This window comes from Gordonia sp. (in: high G+C Gram-positive bacteria) (assembly GCF_012515855.1).
Classification (GTDB): Bacteria; Actinomycetota; Actinomycetes; order Mycobacteriales; family Mycobacteriaceae; genus Gordonia.
In genome coordinates, this window is sequence record NZ_JAAYXO010000126.1 from 22,580 (window position 1) to 41,861 (window position 19,282).

At 67.6% G+C, this 19,282-nt stretch carries 19 protein-coding genes; 8 read left to right on the forward strand and 11 right to left on the reverse strand.

Features of this window, described 5'->3' with window-relative positions; genetic code table 11:
* Window positions 1-16 precede the first annotated feature (16 nt).
* Window positions 17-376, forward strand: coding sequence for a GntR family transcriptional regulator (locus GX543_RS09575; protein ID WP_290851584.1), 360 nt, complete (start codon window positions 17-19; stop codon window positions 374-376).
* Complete coding sequence (locus GX543_RS09580; RefSeq protein ID WP_290851586.1) at window positions 363-1,370, forward strand: DUF1648 domain-containing protein; 1,008 nt, start codon at window positions 363-365, stop codon at window positions 1,368-1,370. The genes GX543_RS09575 and GX543_RS09580 overlap by 14 nt, the downstream gene beginning before the upstream one ends.
* On the opposite strand, the gene GX543_RS09585 is transcribed toward GX543_RS09580, so the two are convergent.
* The gene (locus GX543_RS09585; protein WP_290851588.1) at window positions 1,371-2,204 is read right to left on the reverse strand and encodes an alpha/beta hydrolase; all 834 of its coding nucleotides are present in this window, start codon (window positions 2,202-2,204) and stop codon (window positions 1,371-1,373) included.
* The gene (locus tag GX543_RS09590; protein WP_290851590.1) at window positions 2,201-2,971 is read right to left on the reverse strand and encodes a fumarylacetoacetate hydrolase family protein; all 771 of its coding nucleotides are present in this window, start codon (window positions 2,969-2,971) and stop codon (window positions 2,201-2,203) included. The genes GX543_RS09585 and GX543_RS09590 overlap by 4 nt, the downstream gene beginning before the upstream one ends.
* Window positions 2,972-3,078: 107 nt before the next feature.
* On the opposite strand from GX543_RS09590, the gene GX543_RS09595 reads away from it, so the two are divergent.
* Window positions 3,079-4,293, forward strand: a complete 1,215-nt coding sequence (locus tag GX543_RS09595) for an MFS transporter (protein ID WP_290851592.1) — start codon at window positions 3,079-3,081, stop codon at window positions 4,291-4,293.
* Window positions 4,294-4,314: 21 nt separating this feature from the next.
* Here the strand turns inward: GX543_RS09595 and GX543_RS09600 are convergent, their stop codons facing one another.
* The 3 genes from GX543_RS09600 to serA form a co-directional block, all read right to left on the reverse strand.
* Entirely contained in the window at window positions 4,315-5,262 is a 948-nt protein-coding gene (locus tag GX543_RS09600; protein ID WP_290851595.1) for a DUF1648 domain-containing protein, read from the reverse strand.
* Between the two features lie 116 nt (window positions 5,263-5,378).
* Window positions 5,379-6,389, reverse strand: a complete 1,011-nt coding sequence (locus GX543_RS09605) for a 3-isopropylmalate dehydrogenase (RefSeq protein WP_290851618.1) — start codon at window positions 6,387-6,389, stop codon at window positions 5,379-5,381.
* 11 nt (window positions 6,390-6,400) lie between these two features.
* Window positions 6,401-7,996: a phosphoglycerate dehydrogenase gene (gene serA, locus GX543_RS09610; RefSeq protein ID WP_290851597.1), complete on the reverse strand. Its 1,596-nt coding sequence runs from the start codon at window positions 7,994-7,996 to the stop codon at window positions 6,401-6,403.
* A gap of 264 nt (window positions 7,997-8,260) precedes the next feature.
* Here serA and GX543_RS09615 point away from each other — a divergent pair, with 264 nt between their 5' ends.
* A complete protein-coding gene (locus GX543_RS09615; protein ID WP_290851620.1) occupies window positions 8,261-8,932 on the forward strand; it encodes a trypsin-like serine protease in 672 nt (223 codons plus the stop codon).
* Between the two features lie 100 nt (window positions 8,933-9,032).
* Here the strand turns inward: GX543_RS09615 and GX543_RS09620 are convergent, their stop codons facing one another.
* Window positions 9,033-9,482: an SRPBCC family protein gene (locus tag GX543_RS09620; RefSeq protein WP_290851599.1), complete on the reverse strand. Its 450-nt coding sequence runs from the start codon at window positions 9,480-9,482 to the stop codon at window positions 9,033-9,035.
* 208 nt (window positions 9,483-9,690) lie between these two features.
* Between GX543_RS09620 and GX543_RS09625 the strand changes: the two genes are divergently transcribed.
* Window positions 9,691-10,035 (forward strand): hypothetical protein, encoded by a 345-nt coding sequence (locus GX543_RS09625; protein ID WP_290851601.1) that lies wholly within the window; start codon window positions 9,691-9,693, stop codon window positions 10,033-10,035.
* Window positions 10,036-10,038: 3 nt separating this feature from the next.
* Here GX543_RS09625 and GX543_RS09630 read toward each other — a convergent pair whose 3' ends face one another.
* The 5 genes from GX543_RS09630 to GX543_RS09650 form a co-directional block, all read right to left on the reverse strand.
* Complete coding sequence (locus GX543_RS09630) at window positions 10,039-10,479, reverse strand: SRPBCC family protein (RefSeq protein WP_290851603.1); 441 nt, start codon at window positions 10,477-10,479, stop codon at window positions 10,039-10,041.
* Window positions 10,480-10,607: 128 nt separating this feature from the next.
* A complete protein-coding gene (locus GX543_RS09635; RefSeq protein ID WP_290851605.1) occupies window positions 10,608-11,378 on the reverse strand; it encodes a hypothetical protein in 771 nt (256 codons plus the stop codon).
* Between the two features lie 253 nt (window positions 11,379-11,631).
* Window positions 11,632-12,633, reverse strand: a complete 1,002-nt coding sequence (gene ilvC, locus GX543_RS09640; RefSeq protein ID WP_290851623.1) for a ketol-acid reductoisomerase — start codon at window positions 12,631-12,633, stop codon at window positions 11,632-11,634.
* A gap of 102 nt (window positions 12,634-12,735) precedes the next feature.
* A complete protein-coding gene (ilvN, locus tag GX543_RS09645) occupies window positions 12,736-13,236 on the reverse strand; it encodes an acetolactate synthase small subunit (RefSeq protein ID WP_290851607.1) in 501 nt (166 codons plus the stop codon).
* Window positions 13,233-15,140, reverse strand: coding sequence for an acetolactate synthase large subunit (locus GX543_RS09650; RefSeq protein WP_290851609.1), 1,908 nt, complete (start codon window positions 15,138-15,140; stop codon window positions 13,233-13,235). Before GX543_RS09650 ends, ilvN begins: the two co-directional genes overlap by 4 nt.
* Window positions 15,141-15,440: 300 nt before the next feature.
* Between GX543_RS09650 and GX543_RS09655 the strand changes: the two genes are divergently transcribed.
* From GX543_RS09655 to ilvD, 3 genes are all read left to right on the forward strand, one after another.
* Complete coding sequence (locus GX543_RS09655; RefSeq protein ID WP_290851610.1) at window positions 15,441-15,848, forward strand: PH domain-containing protein; 408 nt, start codon at window positions 15,441-15,443, stop codon at window positions 15,846-15,848.
* Between the two features lie 13 nt (window positions 15,849-15,861).
* Entirely contained in the window at window positions 15,862-17,199 is a 1,338-nt protein-coding gene (mgtE, locus tag GX543_RS09660; protein WP_290851625.1) for a magnesium transporter, read from the forward strand.
* A gap of 129 nt (window positions 17,200-17,328) precedes the next feature.
* Window positions 17,329-19,173: a dihydroxy-acid dehydratase gene (ilvD, locus tag GX543_RS09665; RefSeq protein WP_290851612.1), complete on the forward strand. Its 1,845-nt coding sequence runs from the start codon at window positions 17,329-17,331 to the stop codon at window positions 19,171-19,173.
* The last annotated feature ends 109 nt before the right edge of the window (window positions 19,174-19,282 follow it).

Genomic DNA, 19,282 nt, shown 5'->3' on the forward strand with positions numbered 1-19,282 from the left:
AACTAGAACTAATGCCATGCTGTTCCGCATCGATCCCTCGGCCGACGCGACGATCTTCATGCAGATCGCCGACAACGTCCGGACCGAGGCCGCCGCAGGGCGACTGCGCTCCGGCGAACGACTGCCGTCCGCGCGCGAGGTAGCCGAGATGCTGGGAGTGAACGTGCACACGGTGCTGCGCGCCTACCAGGAGTTGCGCGACGAGGGCCTCGTGGAACTGCGCCGGGGACGGGGCGCGGTGATGACCGACGCCGTGGACCTCCTCACCGCCATGCACGACGACATCCGCAGACTCGCCGCCAAGGCGGCGCAAGCAGGACTGCAACCGCAGACCCTGACCGCACTGATTCAGGAGGCACTCCGTGAACACCACTGATCGGGGCACGAGGACCGCATCCACCCGCCGCACCGTGACGTTCGTCGCCGTCGGCATCGCGGTGCCCGTCCTTGCGACCATCGCATCGATCGCCGTCCAACTGGCGCACCGGTCCGGACTCCCCGAGCGCATCGCGACGCACTGGAACGGTCTCGGCCAACCGGATCAGTGGATGGCGCCGTGGGTTGCAACGGCCCTCACCGCGATCGTCGGCCTCGGCGTACCGGCCCTGCTGACGATCCCGGCCATCGCGCTGAGACGGTCGGGCATGCCTGGTGTGCCACTCCGATTGGCCGCCGCAGTCTCGGCGGCGACTGCCACCGGCACCGCCTACGTGGCTGCCGCAACACTGGTGTCACAGGCCGACGGCGGAACCGTCCACCTCGGAAGCCTCCTCGGCGTGGCCGCCGTGATCTTCGTCTGCGTAGGCCTGGCCGGGTGGGCGGTGATGCCGCCCGACGACACTCCGCGGCCCGCGTCCATCAAACCACTGGCCGTCTCTCCCGATGAGCGCCTCGCGTGGCTGAGCACGGAGACCATCAACCGATGGCTGGCGGCCCTGATCGTCGGGTGTGCCGCCGCGCCTCTGGTCGTCCTCATGGTCGCCGGAGTCCGCGGCCCCGCAGCGACGATCGTCGTACCCTCGATCGTCGCCCTGCTCGCGATTCTTCTCGTAGCCGCGACCGCCGTCGGTTTTCACGTTCGGATCGACGAGCGCGGACTGACGGTCCGTTCGATCGTCGGGTTCCCGCGGTTCCATGTGGCGAGCACGGACATCCAGAGCGTCAGTGCCATGCAAGTCAGCGGCATCGGCGAGTTCGGCGGCTACGGCATCCGCGTGCGCAAGGGCGCGCTCGGGGTGATTCTCCGCCCCGGCCCGGCACTCGAGGTGACGCGGAGCAACGGCCGACGTTTCGTGGTGAGCGTCCGCAGTGCCGAGACCGCCGCCGCAGTGCTGGCGACGGTCGCCGATCGCGCCGTGCGATCCGCGTGATCAGCGATGCCGACTGATGAACTCCACGATCAAGTCGTTGACCTCGTCCGGCTGCTCGATGTAGCCGTAGTGCCCGGCCCGTTCGACGACGCGGTGCTCGGCCCCCGGAATGGCCTCCGCGACTTCCTTCGCGAGATAGGCGGGCAGCGTACGGTCGTCGGCGAACCCGACCACCAGGCACGGCCTGCTGATGGCGCGGTAGGCGGCCAACCGGTTCTGTTCGCGATCGTGCAGCGCCAACTGGGCGCGGACGCCTGCCGATCGGATCTGGCCGCTGAAGCCGATGATGTCGAGCCAGTCGCGGGCCGACCGATCGTCGGCCAGCGTGTGCGGCGACAGGTTCAGATGCGCGGTGAGCGCCGCGTGGTACGAGTCGGGCAGCGTGATGTTCTTGTCGAACAGTTCGCGCTCCCCTGCCGACACGGCTTCGAGCATCGGAGTGGGACGACCGTACGTCGCGAGCATGACCGCGGCGACGACGAGGTCGGGCCTCGACAGCGTCAGCTCCTGCGCGATGCGCGCACCGAGCGAGGTGCCGACCACCAGCGCGGGGCCGCCGAGGTGCTCGATCAGCGCGGCGGTGTCGGCGACCATGTCGGCGAGCGTGAACCCGCTGACACACTCGCTCGACGGCGCGATGCCGCGGTTGTCGAACGTCACGACGCGGTACCCAGCCTTGATCAGCGCGGGCTGCTGGTGCGCGTGCCAGACGCGGCCGGGGCTCCCGGTGCCCATCACCATCACGACCAGCGGGCCCGAACCCGCATCGGTGTACGAGAGGGTGATCCCGTTGGCCTGGACCGTCTGCGGTCGAGCGATGGTCGGTCGAGTCATTTGTCGATCACCGGATTGCTCAGGGTGCCGATGCCGTCGACGGTCACCGAGACGCGCTGGCCGCCGAGCATGGGGCCCACTCCCTCGGGCGTGCCGGTGAGGATCACGTCGCCGGGCAGCAGAGTCATCACGCGCGAGACCCACTCGACGATCTCGCCGATGCTGTGCAGCATCAACGAGGTACGGCTGGTCTGCTTGGTCTCACCGTCGAGCTCGGTCTTGATCGCGACGTCGGACGGGTCGAAGTCGGTGATGATCCACGGACCGAGCGGGCAGAAGGTGTCGTAGCCCTTGCCTCGCGTCCACTGGCCGTCGTGCGCCTGCTGATCGCGGGCGGTGACATCGTTGGCGACGGTGTAGCCCAGGAGGACGTCCTTGGCCTTGGCCGCGGGTACGTCCTTGCAGGGCCGGCCGATGACGATGGCGAGCTCACCCTCGTAATCGACACGCTCGGACGACGGCGGCCGGACGATCGGCGCCTCGGGTCCAACGATCGAGGTATTCGGCTTCATGAAGATGACCGGATCGGCAGGCGCCTCCCCGCCCATCTCGGCGGCGTGCGCCGCATAGTTCTTTCCGATGGCGATGATCTTGGTCGCGAGGATCGGCGCCAACAGGCGAGTCTCCGAGAGCTTCCAGGTGCGTCCGGTGAACGTCGGGGTGCCGAACGGATGCTCTGCGATCTCGCGGGCGGTCTCCTGCCCTTCGTCTCCCTCGATGGCGACGAATGCGACGCCGTCAGGACTGGCTACACGACCCAATTTCATGTCCTCCAGGCTAACGCACCCTGCTGACTGTTCTATACTATGGAATCGAAATATCACTATGTGAGAAGTCAGTCTGCATGGCGGATCACCACGCGTGAGGAGTTCCGATGGCCGACCGTGTCGACAAGATCTCGAACGCCAGGCGCTGGACGATGCTCGTGTGCTCGCTGATCGCCGCGATGACGACCACCTGTGCCACCGCGGGCGTGGCCTACGTGATCCCCGAACTTCATCGCGCGCAAGGGATGTCCCTCTCGTCTGCGGCGGTGCTCGCCGCGGTGCCCACCATCGGCCTGACACTGACGATCATCGCCTGGGGCGCGGCGCTCGACCGGTTCGGCGAGCGGCGCGTGCTGATCCTCTCGTTGCTGATCACCCTCGCCGGAACGGTGGCGACCCTCGTCGCCGCTGCCAACGGCGCAGGATTCGCCGTGCTCGCGGCAGGGCTGCTGGTCGGCGGTCTCGGCGCCGGTGCCGCCAACGGCGCCAGCGGACGAATCGTGGTCGGCTGGTTCCCCGCGAATCAGCGCGGCACCGCGATGGGCATCCGCCAGATGGCGCAGCCGTTGGGGGTCGCCGTGTGCGCGATGACCATGCCTGTGCTGGCCGACCGTTCGGGCCTCACCGCCGCCTTCGCCGTCCCGGTGGCCGTGACGGCGATCGGTCTGATCGCCGTCGTCGCCGGAGTGATCGACCCGCCGATCCCGCGCGGACCGGCAACGGCGAGGGTCGGGAACCCGTACCGAGGCACCTCGTTCCTGCAGCGGGTGCACGGCGTGAGCGTGCTGCTGGTGATTCCCCAATCGATGCTCTGGACGTTCGTCCCCGCGTGGCTGATCGTGAGCCACGGGTGGTCGCCGGTGAGCGCCGGCGTCCTGGTGACCGTGACCCAGGTGATCGGTGCGGTCGGTCGGATCGTCGCCGGACGCGTCTCGGATGTCGTCGGCTCCCGAATGAGGCCGATCCGCGCGATCGCCGCCGCTGCGGCTGCGGGCACGGCGCTGCTCGCACTGACCGATTGGCTGGGGTCGCCGCTGGCCGCAGCCGTGATGGTGCTGGCGACGGTGAGTTCGGTCGCCGACAACGGGCTGGCGTTCACCGCGATCGCCGAGTTCGCCGGATCGTCATGGAGCGGCCGGGCCCTCGGGGTTCAGAACACCGCCCAATACGTGGCCACGGCGGCGTGCACCCCGCTGCTGGGCGGGCTCATCGATGCCGCAGGCTACCCCGCGGCCTTCGCAATCACCGCCCTGGCACCGCTGGCCGCGATTCCACTGGTACCCCGCGATCAGTCACGCGAGGCTCAGGAGACCCCCGTCTGAGGTCGTTAATCGGACAACCGGTCAGCGACGCGCCACCAGCGCGTTGAGCACACCGGCAGCCTCGGTGGCACCCTCGATCACGACCACCTCGCGGCGCTCGTCTCCGACCACCAGGAGCGCCTCGCCCGACCGCAGAACGAAGCCGCGCGCACCCCGGAGGTCGCGGCGGCCGGTCACCCGGAAGCCCCAGCCGCCGAAGTCGCGGAGCGCATTCACCTCGACCACTTCGGCACGACGGATGTCGCTGAGCGGCATGTCGATCACCGGCCACCCGAGGCTGCCGCGCGCGTGGTAACCCTCCGCGGAGACCTCGACGCGCACCGATCCGGACACCCCGAGTGCCACCAGAGCCACCAAGACCGCCATGCCGAGCAGGTACCAACTGGCCATCATGACCCCGACGCCGCAGAGCACGGCGACCGAGATCGCGACGGTCACCAGCAGCGACGGCCCCGCCGACGCCTTGCCGCTCCACTCGGCGCGACCTTCGGTGTCCATCGGGACCTCCCCGACCGGGCGGCTGAAGTCGGTCGGCCACGGCGGGGTGACCGTGTATACCGCGCCGGCCACGGGGACCGCGAAGAGCACCCCGAGCAGCAGCGGCCAGCCGAGTGACGGTGAGGCCTCGGCCGCGTCGGCGAGGCCGCGTTGGCCGATGGTGAAGCCGAGCATGATCCCGACGATGAAGGCGACGGTGCCCGCGCCCATCGCGGACATCACGCGCGAGGTGAACGTCTCGCGGGCGAAGTACGCGGCCGCCCCACTGACTGCGGCCCCGATGACCGCGGAGACCGCAATGACGGCCATGGTCCCGCCGATCGAGGTGAAGCCGTCGGGACCGTCGGGACCGAAGTGCGTCGCGATCGGGTCGGGCAGGCTACCGCTCCAGAGCGCCAGCAGCACGCAGCCGAGGACGCCGACGAGCAGCGCGAGAACCGGACCGATGGCCCGGCGTGCATTGTCACCCATGTCGACCACCGTAACGGCACCGGCCAGGAGCGCTCCAATCGCCGCGAACGACGAACCCCGGGCGGCCTGTGCAGGCTGCCCGGGGTTCGTCGATACTCGATGACCCGAGGGTCGGACTAGACGAGCGCCAGAATCTGGTCGCCGACCTCGGTGGTCGAACCACGCTTGTCGCCGCGCTGCGCGACGGACGTTGCGACGGCCTTCTCCACCCGAGCGGCGCCCTCCTCGTCACCGAGGTGACGCAGCAGGAGGCTGACCGAAAGGATCGCGGCGGTCGGATCGGCGATGTTCTGGCCGGCGATGTCCGGCGCACTGCCGTGGACCGGTTCGAACATCGACGGATTGTTCCGGGTGGCGTCGATGTTGCCCGACGCGGCCAGGCCGATACCGCCGGACACTGCGGCCGCGAGGTCGGTGATGATGTCGCCGAACAGGTTGTCGGTGACGATAACGTCGAAGCGACCGGGATCGGTGACCATGTAGATGGTCGCGGCGTCCACGTGGATGTAGTCGGTGACCACGTCCGGGAACTCCTGGCCGATCTCCTCCACCGCGCGGGTCCACATGCCGCCGGCAAAGCTCAGCACATTGTTCTTGTGGACCAGCGTCAGCTTCTTGCCGCGAGACTGCGCGCGTGCGAAGGCGTCGCGGATCACGCGCTCGATGCCGAAGCGGGTGTTGACGCTGACCTCGGTGGCCACCTCGTGCGGGGTGCCGACGCGGATGGCGCCGCCGTTGCCGGTGTACGGGCCCTCGGTGCCCTCGCGAACGACGATGAAGTCGATCTTGGGCTGGCCTGCCAACGGCGACTCGACTCCGTCGAACAGCACCGACGGGCGCAGGTTGACGTGGTGGTCGAGAATGAAACGCAGCTTCAGCAGGAAGCCGCGCTCCAGTGTTCCGGACGGCACCGACGGATCGCCGATGGCACCGAGGAGGATCGCGTCGTGCTCGCGCAGCGACGCGACGTCCTCGTCGGTCAGCAGTTCGCCGGTGGCGTGGTAGCGACGGGCGCCGAAGTCGTACTCGGTGGTCTCGACGTCGGGGTGCAGCTTGCGCAGGACGCGGAGCGCCTGCTCCACGACCTCGGGGCCGATGCCGTCGCCCGGGATCACTGCGAGCTTCATGGGAGTGGAGGTCACGACAGGTCCACCTGCTTAATGTGGGTGGCCGAGACGGCATCGCTGACCGCGTCGACGAGCTCGTCGGCCAGTTCGCGGTCCAGGCGCAGGATCATCGTCGCGCCGTCGCCGTCGACGTCCTGGGCCAGAGCTGCGGCGACGATGTCGACGCCCGCGTTGCCGAGGACGGTACCGATCTTGCCCAGCGAGCCGGGCTGGTCGGTGTAGCTGACCAACAGGTTGCGCCCCTCGGCGCGGAGGTCGAAGTTGCGACCGTTGATGTTCACGATCTTCTGGACCTGCTTGGGTCCGGTCAGGGTGCCTGCGACGTTGACGATGCTTCCGTCGGCGAAGAACGCGCGCACATCCACCTGGCTGCGGTGGTTGGGGCTCTCGGTCTCGGTGACGACCTCGTGGGTGACGCCGCGCTCGCCTGCGACGGCGGGCGCGTTGACGAAGGTGATCGGCTCGTCGACCACGGCCGAGAACAGACCACGCAGGGCCGACAGGCCGAGCACGTCGACCGGGCTCGCGGACAGTTCGCCGCTGACCTCGATGGTGAGGTTGGTGGGCATGCCGTCGGCGACCACACCGGCCATCACGCCGAGCTTGCGTGCCAGTTCGAGCCACGGTGCGACCTCGTCGTCGACGGGTCCACCGGTGATGTTGACGGCGTCGGGGACGAAGTGCCCGGCCAGTGCCAGCTTCACGCTCGCTGCCACGTCGGTGCCCGCGCGGTCCTGGGCCTCTGCGGTCGAGGCGCCGAGGTGCGGGGTCACGACGACCTCGGGCAGCTCGAACAGCGGCGAGTCGGTGCAGGGCTCGGTGTCGAAGACGTCGAGGCCCGCACCGCGGACCTTGCCTGCCTTGATGGCGTCGGCGAGCGCCTGCTCGTCGATCAGACCGCCGCGGGCGGCGTTGACGATGATGACGCCGTCCTTGACCTTGGCCAGCTGCTCGGCGCCGATGAGACCCGCGGTCTCCTTGGTCTTGGGCAGGTGGATGGTGATGAAGTCCGAGCGCTCGAGGAGCTCGTCGAGGCTCACCAGCTCGATGCCGAGCTGAGCGGCGCGCGCGGCGGAGGCGTAGGGGTCGTACGCGATGATCTTGGCTTCGAAAGCGGCCAGACGCTGTGCGACGAGCTGGCCGATCCGGCCGAGGCCGATGACGCCCGCGGTCTTGTCGAAGAGCTCGACGCCCGAGAACGACGAGCGCTTCCAGGTGTGCTCCTTGAGCGTCGCGTCGGCGGCGGGCACCTGGCGTGCGGCCGACATCAGCAGGGCGATGGCGTGCTCGGCGGCCGAGTGGATGTTGGAGGTCGGCGCATTGACGACCATGACGCCGCGCTCGGTGGCCGCGGGCACGTCGACGTTGTCGAGGCCGACGCCCGCGCGGGCGATGATCTTCAGGTTCGAGCCCGCATCGAGGACCTCTGCGTCAACGGTGGTCGCCGAGCGGACGAGGATCGCGTCGGCGTCGACGACGGCTTCCAGGAGCTTCGGACGATCGGGGCCGTCGACCCACCGTACTTCGACCTCGGAGCCGAGGGCTTCGACGGTCGACGGGGCGAGCTTGTCAGCAATGAGGACGACTGGACGGCCGCTTTCGGTCACAACTTCTCCACGTTCTAACGACGAAAGGTGCCAGGGCCGACACCTAGGACTTGCAAGAACATGGTAGTGCGCTGCGCACCGGCAAGCACACCCGACCTCGGCCGAATGTGGTTTCGGACACTCCACACGGTAGATTGCTCACGATGTCTCATTTTCGTCACAACATCTGTCGCACCTGACGTGATGTTGAGGGTCGCTCATGAGTCCACCTAAGGTAGGCACGTCGTTGCACAATGGCGCGGCCCTGAAATGAACGAAGCGGAGATGCACATGAAGAAGTTGACGGTGCTGCTCGCGGTAGTCGCCGCCGGGCTGTTGTCCCTGATGGGAGTCGGCGCAGCCGACGCAGCACCCAAGGTTCCGCTGGGTGGCGGATCCGGAATCCTCGTCCTCAAGGGCGGGAACAGTGCAGCTGCGTGCACCGTGACGTCCGTCGGTCGTCCGACCACCGGCCCGAACCGCGGTCAGCTGATCGCGATCACCGCTGGTCATTGCGGCAAGCCCGGCCAGCGCGTGGTCTCCGAGCGCTTCCAGAGCCGCGGCGACATCGGTCGCATCGCGTACAGCGCATCGGATATCGATCTCGCGGTCATCGAGCTGAACGACAACGTCGCCCCCCTGCGTACGGTCCGCGGCGTCACGATCCGCAAGGTGAACACCACGCCGGTGCAGTTCCCCACCGTCCTCTGCAAGCAGGGGCGCACCACCGGTAACACCTGCGGTGTCACCTGGTTCTCGGACGGCACCTCGCACTTCAGCCAGATGTGCGTCGTCGAAGGCGACTCGGGCAGCCCGGTCGTGGTCGGCGATCAGTTGGTCGGCATGGTGAACGCGTACTACTTCCTCTCGTGCCTCGGTCCGGAGACCGGCACCAACGCCAAGACGATCATGAACCGTCTCAACCGGATCGGCTACAACAACTTCAAGCCGGTCTAGTTCGACCGGAAACCGAAGCCATAGCGCACAGAGGTCGGGCCCCGAGATTAGTCTCGGGGCCCGACCTCATCGTCGTGAACTCTTGTCGTGAACCGCTCGGCTAGCTCGCGGGTGCGCCCTCGACGGCCGCACGCAGCGCGCTCTCGGTGTGCTTGACCGCCTGTCCGACCACCGGTTCGATCAGCGAGCCGAGTGCGCGACCGGCCAGACCGCCGGGGAGACGGTAGTCGAAGTTGACGTCGACCACCGTCAGCCCGCCCTCCCCGTCGGTGAACCGCCAACCGGTCTCGACGTCGAAGCCGGCGATCGATCTCAGGACCACGATCTCGTTCTCCACCCACTCGGTCACCCGCAGCGTGGATTTGAGGCTCTTGGGCCCGATCTTCATGCAGGCGTCGTAGGTAGCACCCAGCCCGGACACGTGGTCCGTGACCGGCCTGAAGTGCGTGACTCCGAACATCCAGTCCGGGACGCTGCGGTAGTCCTCCACATAGGCGAAGACGGCGTGGCGCAACGCCTCGGTGGTCACGGTCTGGCGAACTCCCGGCATGAGGACTCCTGGGGGCGATGGGTCGGCGATACGGAATCAGATACACCTCTGTTCCCGATGTTGTCCCAACCACAATGCCATGGACCGATGGCAAGGTCGGCGAGGCCCCGCCTCTCGGCCCTGTCGTCGTTCAGCGAACCGACAGCAACCATCGCGCCGACTACCGTCAGCCTGGTCAACGTCAGCTTGATAGGAGAATGGCAGCAGCATGTCCCACCCGCAGTCGCCCTACGGCAACCAGCCCGCGAACGTCGGCCCCTACGGCGCACCGCCTCCCTTCGCGCAGCAGCCGCCGCAGGGACACAGTCCCGTGTACACAGCCGTCTTCCGCAAGCAGACCGGCATGGTGTTCCTCGCGCAGACCACACGCGTCCAGACCACCGGAACGTATCCGGAGGTCCGATCAGCGTTCTGGCAGGCGCAGACGCACTGCCTCCTGCTCGGCTGGTGGGGTGTGCTCTCACTGCTGCTCTACAACTGGGTGTCGCTTGGGCAGAACATGAGCACGGTGTCGCGCATCAAGAAAGAGGCGCGCGCCAACGGCGAACTCTAGCCGTCAGGCCTCGAGCGCGGCCCGGATCTTGTTCTCGGTGTGCTTGACCCCCTGCTCGGCGAACGGACCGATGAGGCCGCCCAGCACCTTGCCGGTGAGTCCGCCGGGCAGCGTGTAACCGAAGCGCACCGTCAGCAACGTGGTCCCGGGCTGGTCGCCGTCGGCGAAGCGCCACTCGCTGTCCGCACCGAAGCCCTTGACCGATTCGAGCTTGATGACCTCGCCCTCCGCCCACTCGGTGCAGCGGACCGTCGATGTCAGTTCCTTGGGCCCCACCTTGATGGCCGTCTCGAACTCGGAGCCGAGACCGTGATCGACGTCGGTGGTCGGCGTGAACCGGCCGACGCCGAACATGTAGTCGGGCACGTTGCGGTAGTCGTCGACGTAGGCGAAGACTTTCTCGCGCGCGCTGTTGATGACTGCTTCGTGCTGCACTTCGCCCATCGACTGATCCCCATGTCTTCACGTCGGCGGGCCTGCCCCGCCGGAACTCTGAGCAGAATCGTAACCGAGGGCGCGATCTCACTGAGCACGCAAGTCCGCTCGTGTCGGCCGGGTCCGAGAGTGCCCGGTCACCTGCGGGTCGACGTACTCGACCGCGAGGACAACGACAGCAGCCGACCGTACTCCACGGACCACTGATCGATCCGGATCACCGCGGTGACGATCGTGCCGTCGGTGCCCGCCTCGATGATCCGGACGCCGGGCCCCAGGCTCGTGGGAACCGGTATCGGTCGACGGCCGGAGAACCGGCGGCGCACGAATCGGCCCCATCCCATGGCGTCGGGGGTGAGGACCACGCGGCCCTCCTCGACACCGACCGTCGACTCGAACCATCCGCGGCGCACACGCGTCCGCGGGCGCACACGCACCCGTCCGACGCCGCACGGCTCCAGGCGGAAGTCCACGTCCTGCTGCGACAGGAGTGCATTCACCTGCTCCCAGTCGGTGGTCACCTCCACGTGGATCGGTGCCGCGACGAGCACCGGGTTGATCCCGACACGGGTGTGCACGTTATCTGCGCGGACCACCAGGTGCGCAGCCTGAACGCCACCGAACTCGACGTCCTCCGCGGTGAACGACACATCATCGGCCTGCCCGAGAATGGCCCCCAGCGGATCGAACCGCGCGCGAACGTCGGTGACGGTCAGTGCGATGTCACGTCCAGCCACTGTCGCCCGCACCCGTCGGCCGACCAACCGGGAGCGCAGCGCGGCGAAGAGCGGTTCGATGGTGGATCGGGCGCCGAGCCGCATCGCGGCGTCGTAGCCGCCCGGAACCAGCGAACCCAGGCCCTGCAACCATCCCGCGGGCCCACTCATCCAGTTCTGCTCAGACGCCATGACGCTCCGGCGTTCAGAGAACGTGGCCCACCGCCTCGCACGTTCCCATCTCGCCGCACCTCCATCCCGTCACAACTCGTTCCAACGCCGCGCGTGCGGCAGAGAATCATGACCTGAAGTCTACTGCCGTCCGAATGCCGGGCGGGCCGAGCCGTCGCCCGCGGCCGCCCCAGCATCAGGTCGCCGAACGCAGACGACCCCGCGCCCTGTCGGGTGCGGGGTCGTCTGACGGTGGCGGTGCTCCGCCAGAGACTTACGCGGTCTCGGTGATCGGGCGGTCGACCCAGCTCATCAGGTCGCGCAGCTTCTGGCCGGTGACCTCGATCGGGTGCTCGGCGTTCTCCTTGCGGAGGCCCTCGAGCTCCTTGTTACCGCCCTCGACGTTGGCGACCAGACGCTTGACGAAGGTTCCGTCCTGGATGTCGGCCAGGATCGCCTTCATGCGCTCCTTGGTGTCGGCGTCGATGACGCGCGGGCCGGACAGGTAGCCGCCGAACTCAGCGGTGTCGGACACCGAGTAGTTCATGCGAGCGATGCCGCCCTCGTACATGAGGTCGACGATCAGCTTGAGCTCGTGCAGGCACTCGAAGTACGCCATCTCCGGTGCGTAGCCGGCCTCGACCAGGACCTCGAAGCCGACCTTGACCAGTTCCTCGGTGCCACCGCAGAGCACGGCCTGCTCGCCGAAGAGGTCGGTCTCGGTCTCTTCCTTGAAGTCGGTCTTGATGACGCCCGCGCGGGTGCCGCCGATGCCCTTGGCGTAGCTGAGCGCCAGCGCCTGGCCCTCGCCCTTGGGATCCTGGTGCACGGCGATCAGAGCCGGGACGCCCTTGCCGTCGACGAACTGGCGACGGACCAGGTGGCCCGGGCCCTTCGGAGCCACCATGGCGACGGTGACGTTGGCCGGCGGCTTGATGAGGCCGAAGTGGATGTTCAGGCCGTGCCCGAAGAACAGCGCGTCGCCGTCCTTGAGGTTCGGCTCGATGTCGTTGGTGAAGATGCTGGCCTGGCTGGTGTCCGGCGCCAGCAGCATGATGACGTCGGCCCAGGCTGCCGCCTCGGCGGTGCCCATCACCTTCAGGCCCTGCTCCTCGGCCTTGGCGCGCGACGCCGAGCCCTCACGCAGGCCGATGGCGACGTCGACGCCCGAGTCACGCAGCGACAGCGAGTGCGCATGGCCCTGGCTGCCGTAGCCGATCACAGCAACCTTGCGGCCCTGGATGATCGACAGGTCAGCGTCATCGTCGTAGAACATCTCGACTGCCACGGTAAATCCCTTCAATACGGTCTAGCTTTGGTGTTGGTTGTTGAGTCTATTGAATCGTGCTCGGGCGACCGAGGCCACGACAGGGTGCTGTCAGCGGTTGGCCGACATACTCTTGGGTCCGCGGCCGAGGGTGACGCCACCGGACTGAGCGATCTCGCGGATGCCGTACGGATCCAGCATGCGCAGCAGCGCCTCGAGCTTGTCCGAGGTGCCGGTCGCTTCGACCGTGACCGACTCCGGGGAGACGTCAACGACCTTGGCGCGGAACAGGTTCACCACATCGATCACTTCCGCGCGGTTGGTGGAATCGGCGCGGATCTTGATCAGCATCAGCTCGCGGGAGACCGAGTTCGCCGGCTCCTGCTCCACGATCTTGATGACATTGATCAGCTTGTTGAGCTGCTTGGTGACCTGCTCGAGCGGGAAGTCGTCGACGGAGACCATGATGGTCATCCGCGAGATGCCCTTGAGCTCGGTCGGTCCGACTGCCAGCGACTCGATGTTGAAGCCGCGTCGCGAGAACAGGCCGGAGACGCGGGCCAGAACGCCCGGACGGTCTTCGACCAGCACGCTCAGAGTATGGGTGCTCACTGCTGATTCCCTTCGGTCGCGGTCTGCTCGCGGTCCATGGTCGCGTGGATCTCCACGGGATCGGCTGCCGACTCGTCGTCGTCGAACAGCGGCCGGATGTCGCGGGCCGCCATGATCTGGTCGTTGCCGGTGCCTGCGGCGACCATCGGCCACACCTGGGCGTCCTTGCCGACGATGAAGTCGATCAGGACGGGGCGGTCGTTGATCTCGCGGGCCTTCGCGATGGTCGGGGCGACGTCCTCTTCGCGCTCCACGCGGAACGCGACGCAGCCGAGCGCCTCGCCGAGCTTCACGAAGTCCGGGATCATCCGCGAGTGCGTCGAGAGGTCGGTGTTCGAGTACCGCTCTTCGTAGAACAGCGTCTGCCACTGACGGACCATGCCCAGGTTGCCGTTGTTGATCAACGCGATCTTGATCGGGAAGCCCTCGATGGCGCAGGTGGCGAGCTCCTGGTTGGTCATCTGGAAGCACCCGTCACCGTCGACGGCCCAGACTTCCTTCTCCGGCGCGGCGGCCTTGGCGCCCATCGCGGCGGGGATCGAGTAGCCCATGGTGCCGAGGCCACCCGAGTTGAGCCAGGTGCGCGGGTTCTCGTACTTGATGAACTGCGCGGCCCACATCTGGTGCTGTCCGACGCCCGCAGCGTAAATCGCATCGGGACCGGCAGCCTTGCCCAGCTCGGAGATGACGAACTCAGGCGACAGCGAGCCGTCGGACTGCTTGTCGTAGCTCAGCGGGTAGGTGTTCCGCAGGTCGGTGAGGTACTCCCACCACTCGTCCATCTGCGGCTTCGAGCCGCCGGCGGCGAGGTCGGTGCGAATGGCCTCGAGAAGGTCGATGATGACGGCCTTGGCGTCGCCGACGATCGGGACGTCGACGTCGCGGTTCTTGCCGATCTCGGCGGGGTCGACGTCGGCGTGGATCACCTTGGCGTCGGGCGCGAACGAATCGAGCTGACCGGTGACGCGGTCGTCGAAGCGCGCGCCGAGGGTGATCAGCAGGTCGCTGCGCTGCAGAGCCGCGACGGCGCCGACGGCACCGTGCATGCCGGGCATGCCCATGTGCAGCTCGTGGCTGTCCGGGAAGGCGCCGCGGGCCATCAGCGTGGTGACCACCGGGATGCCGGTCAGCTCGGCGAGCTCACGCAGTTCCTCGGAGGCCTCGGCCTTGATGATGCCGCCGCCGACGTACAGGACCGGCTTCTTGGCCTGCGCGATCATGCGCGCGGCCTCGCGGATCTGCTTGCCGTGCGGCTTGGTGGTGGGACGGTACCCGGGCAGCTCGAACTGCGGCGGCCACGAGAACGTGGTCTGCGCCTGCAGGATGTCCTTCGGAATGTCGACGAGCACCGCGCCGGGGCGACCGGACTCGGCGATGTAGAAGGCCTCGGCGATGATGCGCGGAATGTCCGCAGCACTGCTGACGAGGAAGTTGTGCTTGGTGATCGGCATGGTGATACCGGAGATGTCGGCTTCCTGGAAGCCGTCGGTACCGATCAGCGCGCGGCCGACCTGACCGGTGATCGCGACCACCGGCACCGAGTCCATCTGGGCATCGGCCAGCGGGGTCACCAGGTTGGTGGCGCCCGGGCCCGACGTGGCCATCATCACGCCGGCACGGCCCGCGACCTGTGCGTACCCGGTAGCGGCGTGGCCGGCGCCCTGCTCGTGACGAACCAGGACGTGACGGACCTTCTGCGAATCGAGCAGCGGGTCGTAGACCGGAAGCACAGCTCCGCCCGGAATGCCGAACACGACGTCGACGCCGAGCTCCTCGAGCGAACGGACCACAGACTGGGCCCCGGTGACTCGCTCGGGTGCCACCACTGCGCTCGGGGAGCGCATCCCCTCGGTGGATGGCGACTGCGGTCGGGTCCCTGACCCGCGTGCTGGTTGAGTACTCACTGCACGATCCTCATCATCTTGTGTGCTGGCCTTTCCGCGCTTTCCGCACCGCCCCCGATCGGAACCGGGTCCTGGCAAGAAAAAACCCTCGCCAGCGAGGCTGTGCGAGGGCGCGTCGTAGATGTTTCTGAAGGTCTACAAAGTGACCGATCAGGCGTCGACGCGCCGACCGATTACTACGAGAAGCTTCTGATTCATCACCTGGACAAAGTAGGCCAGTCTGACGTGCCACGTCAAATCACAGGCGGCCGACATCGCACGGAGCGCACGTCGCTCTCCCTGCATGCCACAATTGAGCATATGACTGACACGACCAAGGTCTTCGGGATCTCGCGCCTCGCGTACTTCGTCGTCCCCCTCCTCATGGTGATCTGGCTGATGTTGATGGGGATCTCCGCCGCGTGGTTCGCGTGGACGATCATCATTCCGGCCATCGTCGCCTGGTGGATCTGGCGGATGCGGACCACCGTCGATGCGCAGGGCATCACCTCGGTCACCGCGTTCAAGACCGTTCGCGTGCCGTGGCACGACGTCGCGGGCCTCCGCTTCCCCAAGTGGAGCACCGTGCGGGTGGTTCTGAACGACGACTCGACGGTCCGACTCCCCGCCGTCGGCTTCAACGACCTCCCCATTCTCGCCGAGGCCAGCGGCGGTCGTGTTCCCGATCCGTTCGCCGCAGAACGCAAGGCGCGTCTCGCCGCAGGCTGAGTGATTGGTCACCATGCCGACCTTCACCGCGACCGACCTTCACGACGCCATAGATTCCGGTCGCCTGACAGCTCTTGGGGCTGAACTGTCCCGGCTCGCACCGCAGGACGTCGCGGCCCTGCTGGACGCCAGCAGCGAAGGCCACCGGACCATCGCCTTCCGTCTCCTCCCGAAGGACGACGCGGTTCAGGTCTTCGACGACCTCACTCCCGGTGCCCAGGCAGCTCTGATCAACTCGCTCGGCACCGCCGAAGTGGCCGACGCGTTCGACGAGATGGACCCCGACGACCGTGCGGAACTGCTCGACGAACTGCCCGCCAACGTCGCCAAGGCGCTGATCCGCAGCCTCTCCCCCAGCGAGCGAGAGGCCACCGCCGTGGTGCTCGGCTTCCGCCGCGGTTCCGTCGGCCGACGCATGAGCCCGGAGTTCGTGCACGTCTTCCCCGAGGAGACCTGCGCCACGGCCATCGAACGGATCAAGGCCCGCGGACGCGACGCCGAGACCATCTACACCATTCCGGTGGTCGATCATCAGCGGCGCCTGGTCGGCGTCGCGAGTCTGCGCGACCTCCTGCTGTCGGACCCGGAGGCGCTGGTCGAGGAGTACACCAGCTCGCCGATCTTCGCCTACGTCACCGAGGACGCGGAGTCGGCCGCGCATCGCCTGATCGACCGCGCCGTGCTCGCCATGCCCGTGGTCGACAACGAGGATCGCCTGCTCGGCATGCTCACGATGGACGACGCCGCCGAGGTCGTCGAAGCCGCGCGCGATGAGGACGAGGCGCGCGCCGGCGCCCGCGAAGTCCTCAAGACGCCATACCTGCAGGCGTCGATCCTGGCCGTCACCCGAGCTCGTGTGGTCTGGTTGTTCGTGCTGGCCGTCTCGGCCATCCTCACCGTCAACGTGCTCGAGATCTTCGAGGGCACCCTGGAACAGCGAGTGGCGCTCGCCCTGTTCATTCCGCTGCTGACCGGTATCGGCGGCAACACCGGCTCGCAGGCGGCCACGACCGTGACGCGAGCGCTCGCCACCGCGGAGGTCGTCCCGCGCGACGCCGCCCGGGTCGCGGGCAAGGAGATCCGCGTCGGCCTCACCATGGGCGTGGCGCTCGGCGTCGTCGGGTTCGCCGTCGCCTCCGCGGTCTACGGCCTCGACATCGGCATCGTGATCGGCACGACGATCGTGTCGATCTGCACCATGGCGGCCACCGTCGGCGGACTGATGCCGCTGCTGGCCAAGACCATTCGCGTCGACCCCGCGGTGTTCTCCACGCCGTTCATCTCCACCTTCTGCGATGCGACCGGTCTGATCGTCTACTTCCTGATCGCGAAGACAGTGCTGGGAATCTGACCGGACCCGCATCGTCCGCCCCGACAGGGACGCTCGCTCAGTCGCCTCCGCCGACGCGCGTAAAGTGGTAGAAGCCCGGTCATCAGCCCGACCGGGATTCAGATCAGCGATTTTGTAGCGAGGAATTCCATGCCAGCCCTGCGGTCTCGCACCACCACCGTCGGCCGTGAAGCGGCCGGAGCCCGCGCCCTGTGGCGCGCCACCGGAATGACCGACGACGACTTCGGTAAGCCGATCATCGCGATCGCGAACTCTTACACGCAGTTCGTCCCGGGTCACGTGCACCTCAAGGACGTCGGCGAGATCGTCGCCGACGCCATCCGCGGCGCAGGCGGCGTAGCCAAGGAGTTCCACACGATCGCCGTCGACGACGGCATCGCGATGGGTCACGGCGGCATGCTCTACTCGCTGCCGAGCCGCGAGATCATCGCCGACTCGGTCGAGTACATGGTGAACGCGCACACCGCCGACGCCCTGGTCTGCATCTCGAATTGCGACAAGATCACCCCCGGCATGCTCAATGCCGCGATGCGCCTCAACATCCCGACCGTCTTCGTCTCGGGCGGCCCGATGGAGGCGGGCAACTCCGTCGTGATCAACGGCGTCGTGCGTCCCGGCACCGACCTGATCGACGCGATCTCCGCCTCGGCCGACAGCAACGTCAACGACCAGGAACTGCTCGAGGTGGAGCGGTCGGCGTGCCCGACGTGCGGCTCGTGCTCGGGTATGTTCACCGCGAACTCGATGAACTGCCTCACCGAGGCTCTCGGCCTCTCGCTGCCCGGCAACGGCTCCACGCTGGCCACCCAGACCGCGCGCCGCGATCTGTTCACCAAGGCCGGCGAACTGATCGTCGAGATCGCCAAGAAGTACTACGAGAACGACGACGAGTCGGTCCTGCCCCGCAATGTCGCGACCCGCGAGGCGTTCGAGAACGCGATGGCGCTCGACGTCGCGATGGGCGGCTCCACCAACACCGTTCTGCACATCCTGGCTGCGGCTCAGGAAGGCGAGATCGAGTTCGACTTGCACGACATCGACCGCATCTCGCGGAACGTCCCGTGCCTGGCGAAGGTCGCACCGAATTCGCCGAAGTACTACATGGAGCACGTGCACCGCGCCGGCGGCATCCCGGCGATCCTCGGTGAGCTCAACCGCGCGGGGCTGCTGAACCGCAACGTCCACCCGGTCCACGCTCAGTCGCTCGACGGCTACCTGGCCGATTGGGACATCCGCAGCGGGACCGCGACCGACGCGGCCATCGAACTGTTCCACGCGGCGCCCGGCGGCGTCCGCACCACGGAGCCGTTCTCGACGTCGAATCGGTGGGAGTCGCTCGACACCGACGCCGCCGACGGCTGCATCCGAGACAAGGAGCACGCGTACACCGTCGAAGGCGGGCTGTGCGTGCTGCGCGGCAACCTCGCACCCAACGGCGCCATCCTGAAGACCGCGGGCGTCGACGAGTCGCTGTGGCACTTCCAGGGCCCGGCCCGCGTGGTGGAGAGCCAGGAAGACGCCGTCCACGCCATCCTGTCGAAGGAACTGCAGAAGGGCGAGGTGCTGGTGATCCGTTACGAGGGCCCCGCGGGTGGTCCGGGCATGCAGGAGATGCTGCACCCGACCGCCTTCATGAAGGGCACCGGCATGGGCAAGCACTGCGGCCTGGTGACCGACGGCCGTTTCTCGGGCGGGTCGTCGGGCCTGGTGATCGGCCATGCCTCCCCCGAGGCCGCCGCCGGTGGCGACATCGGCCTGGTGGAGAACGGCGATCAGGTGCTCATCGACGTCAAGTCCCGCACGCTGAAGGTGCTCGTCGACGACGAGACGATGGCCGAGCGCCGCGCCAAGATGGAGGCCTCGGAGAACCCCTGGCGGCCGCGCGACCGCGAGCGCACCGTCACCACCGCGCTGCGCGCGTACGCCAAGCTCGCCACCTCGGCCGACAAGGGCGCCGTCCGCGTCGTCGACTGACGCCGCATCGGCGAGTGAACACGCCGAGTCGTCGAGACACAGCACACCGTGGCTAAGGAATAGTGGTCGATCAGCGCCCTCACAGGGCGCAGATCGATCACTTTCACGC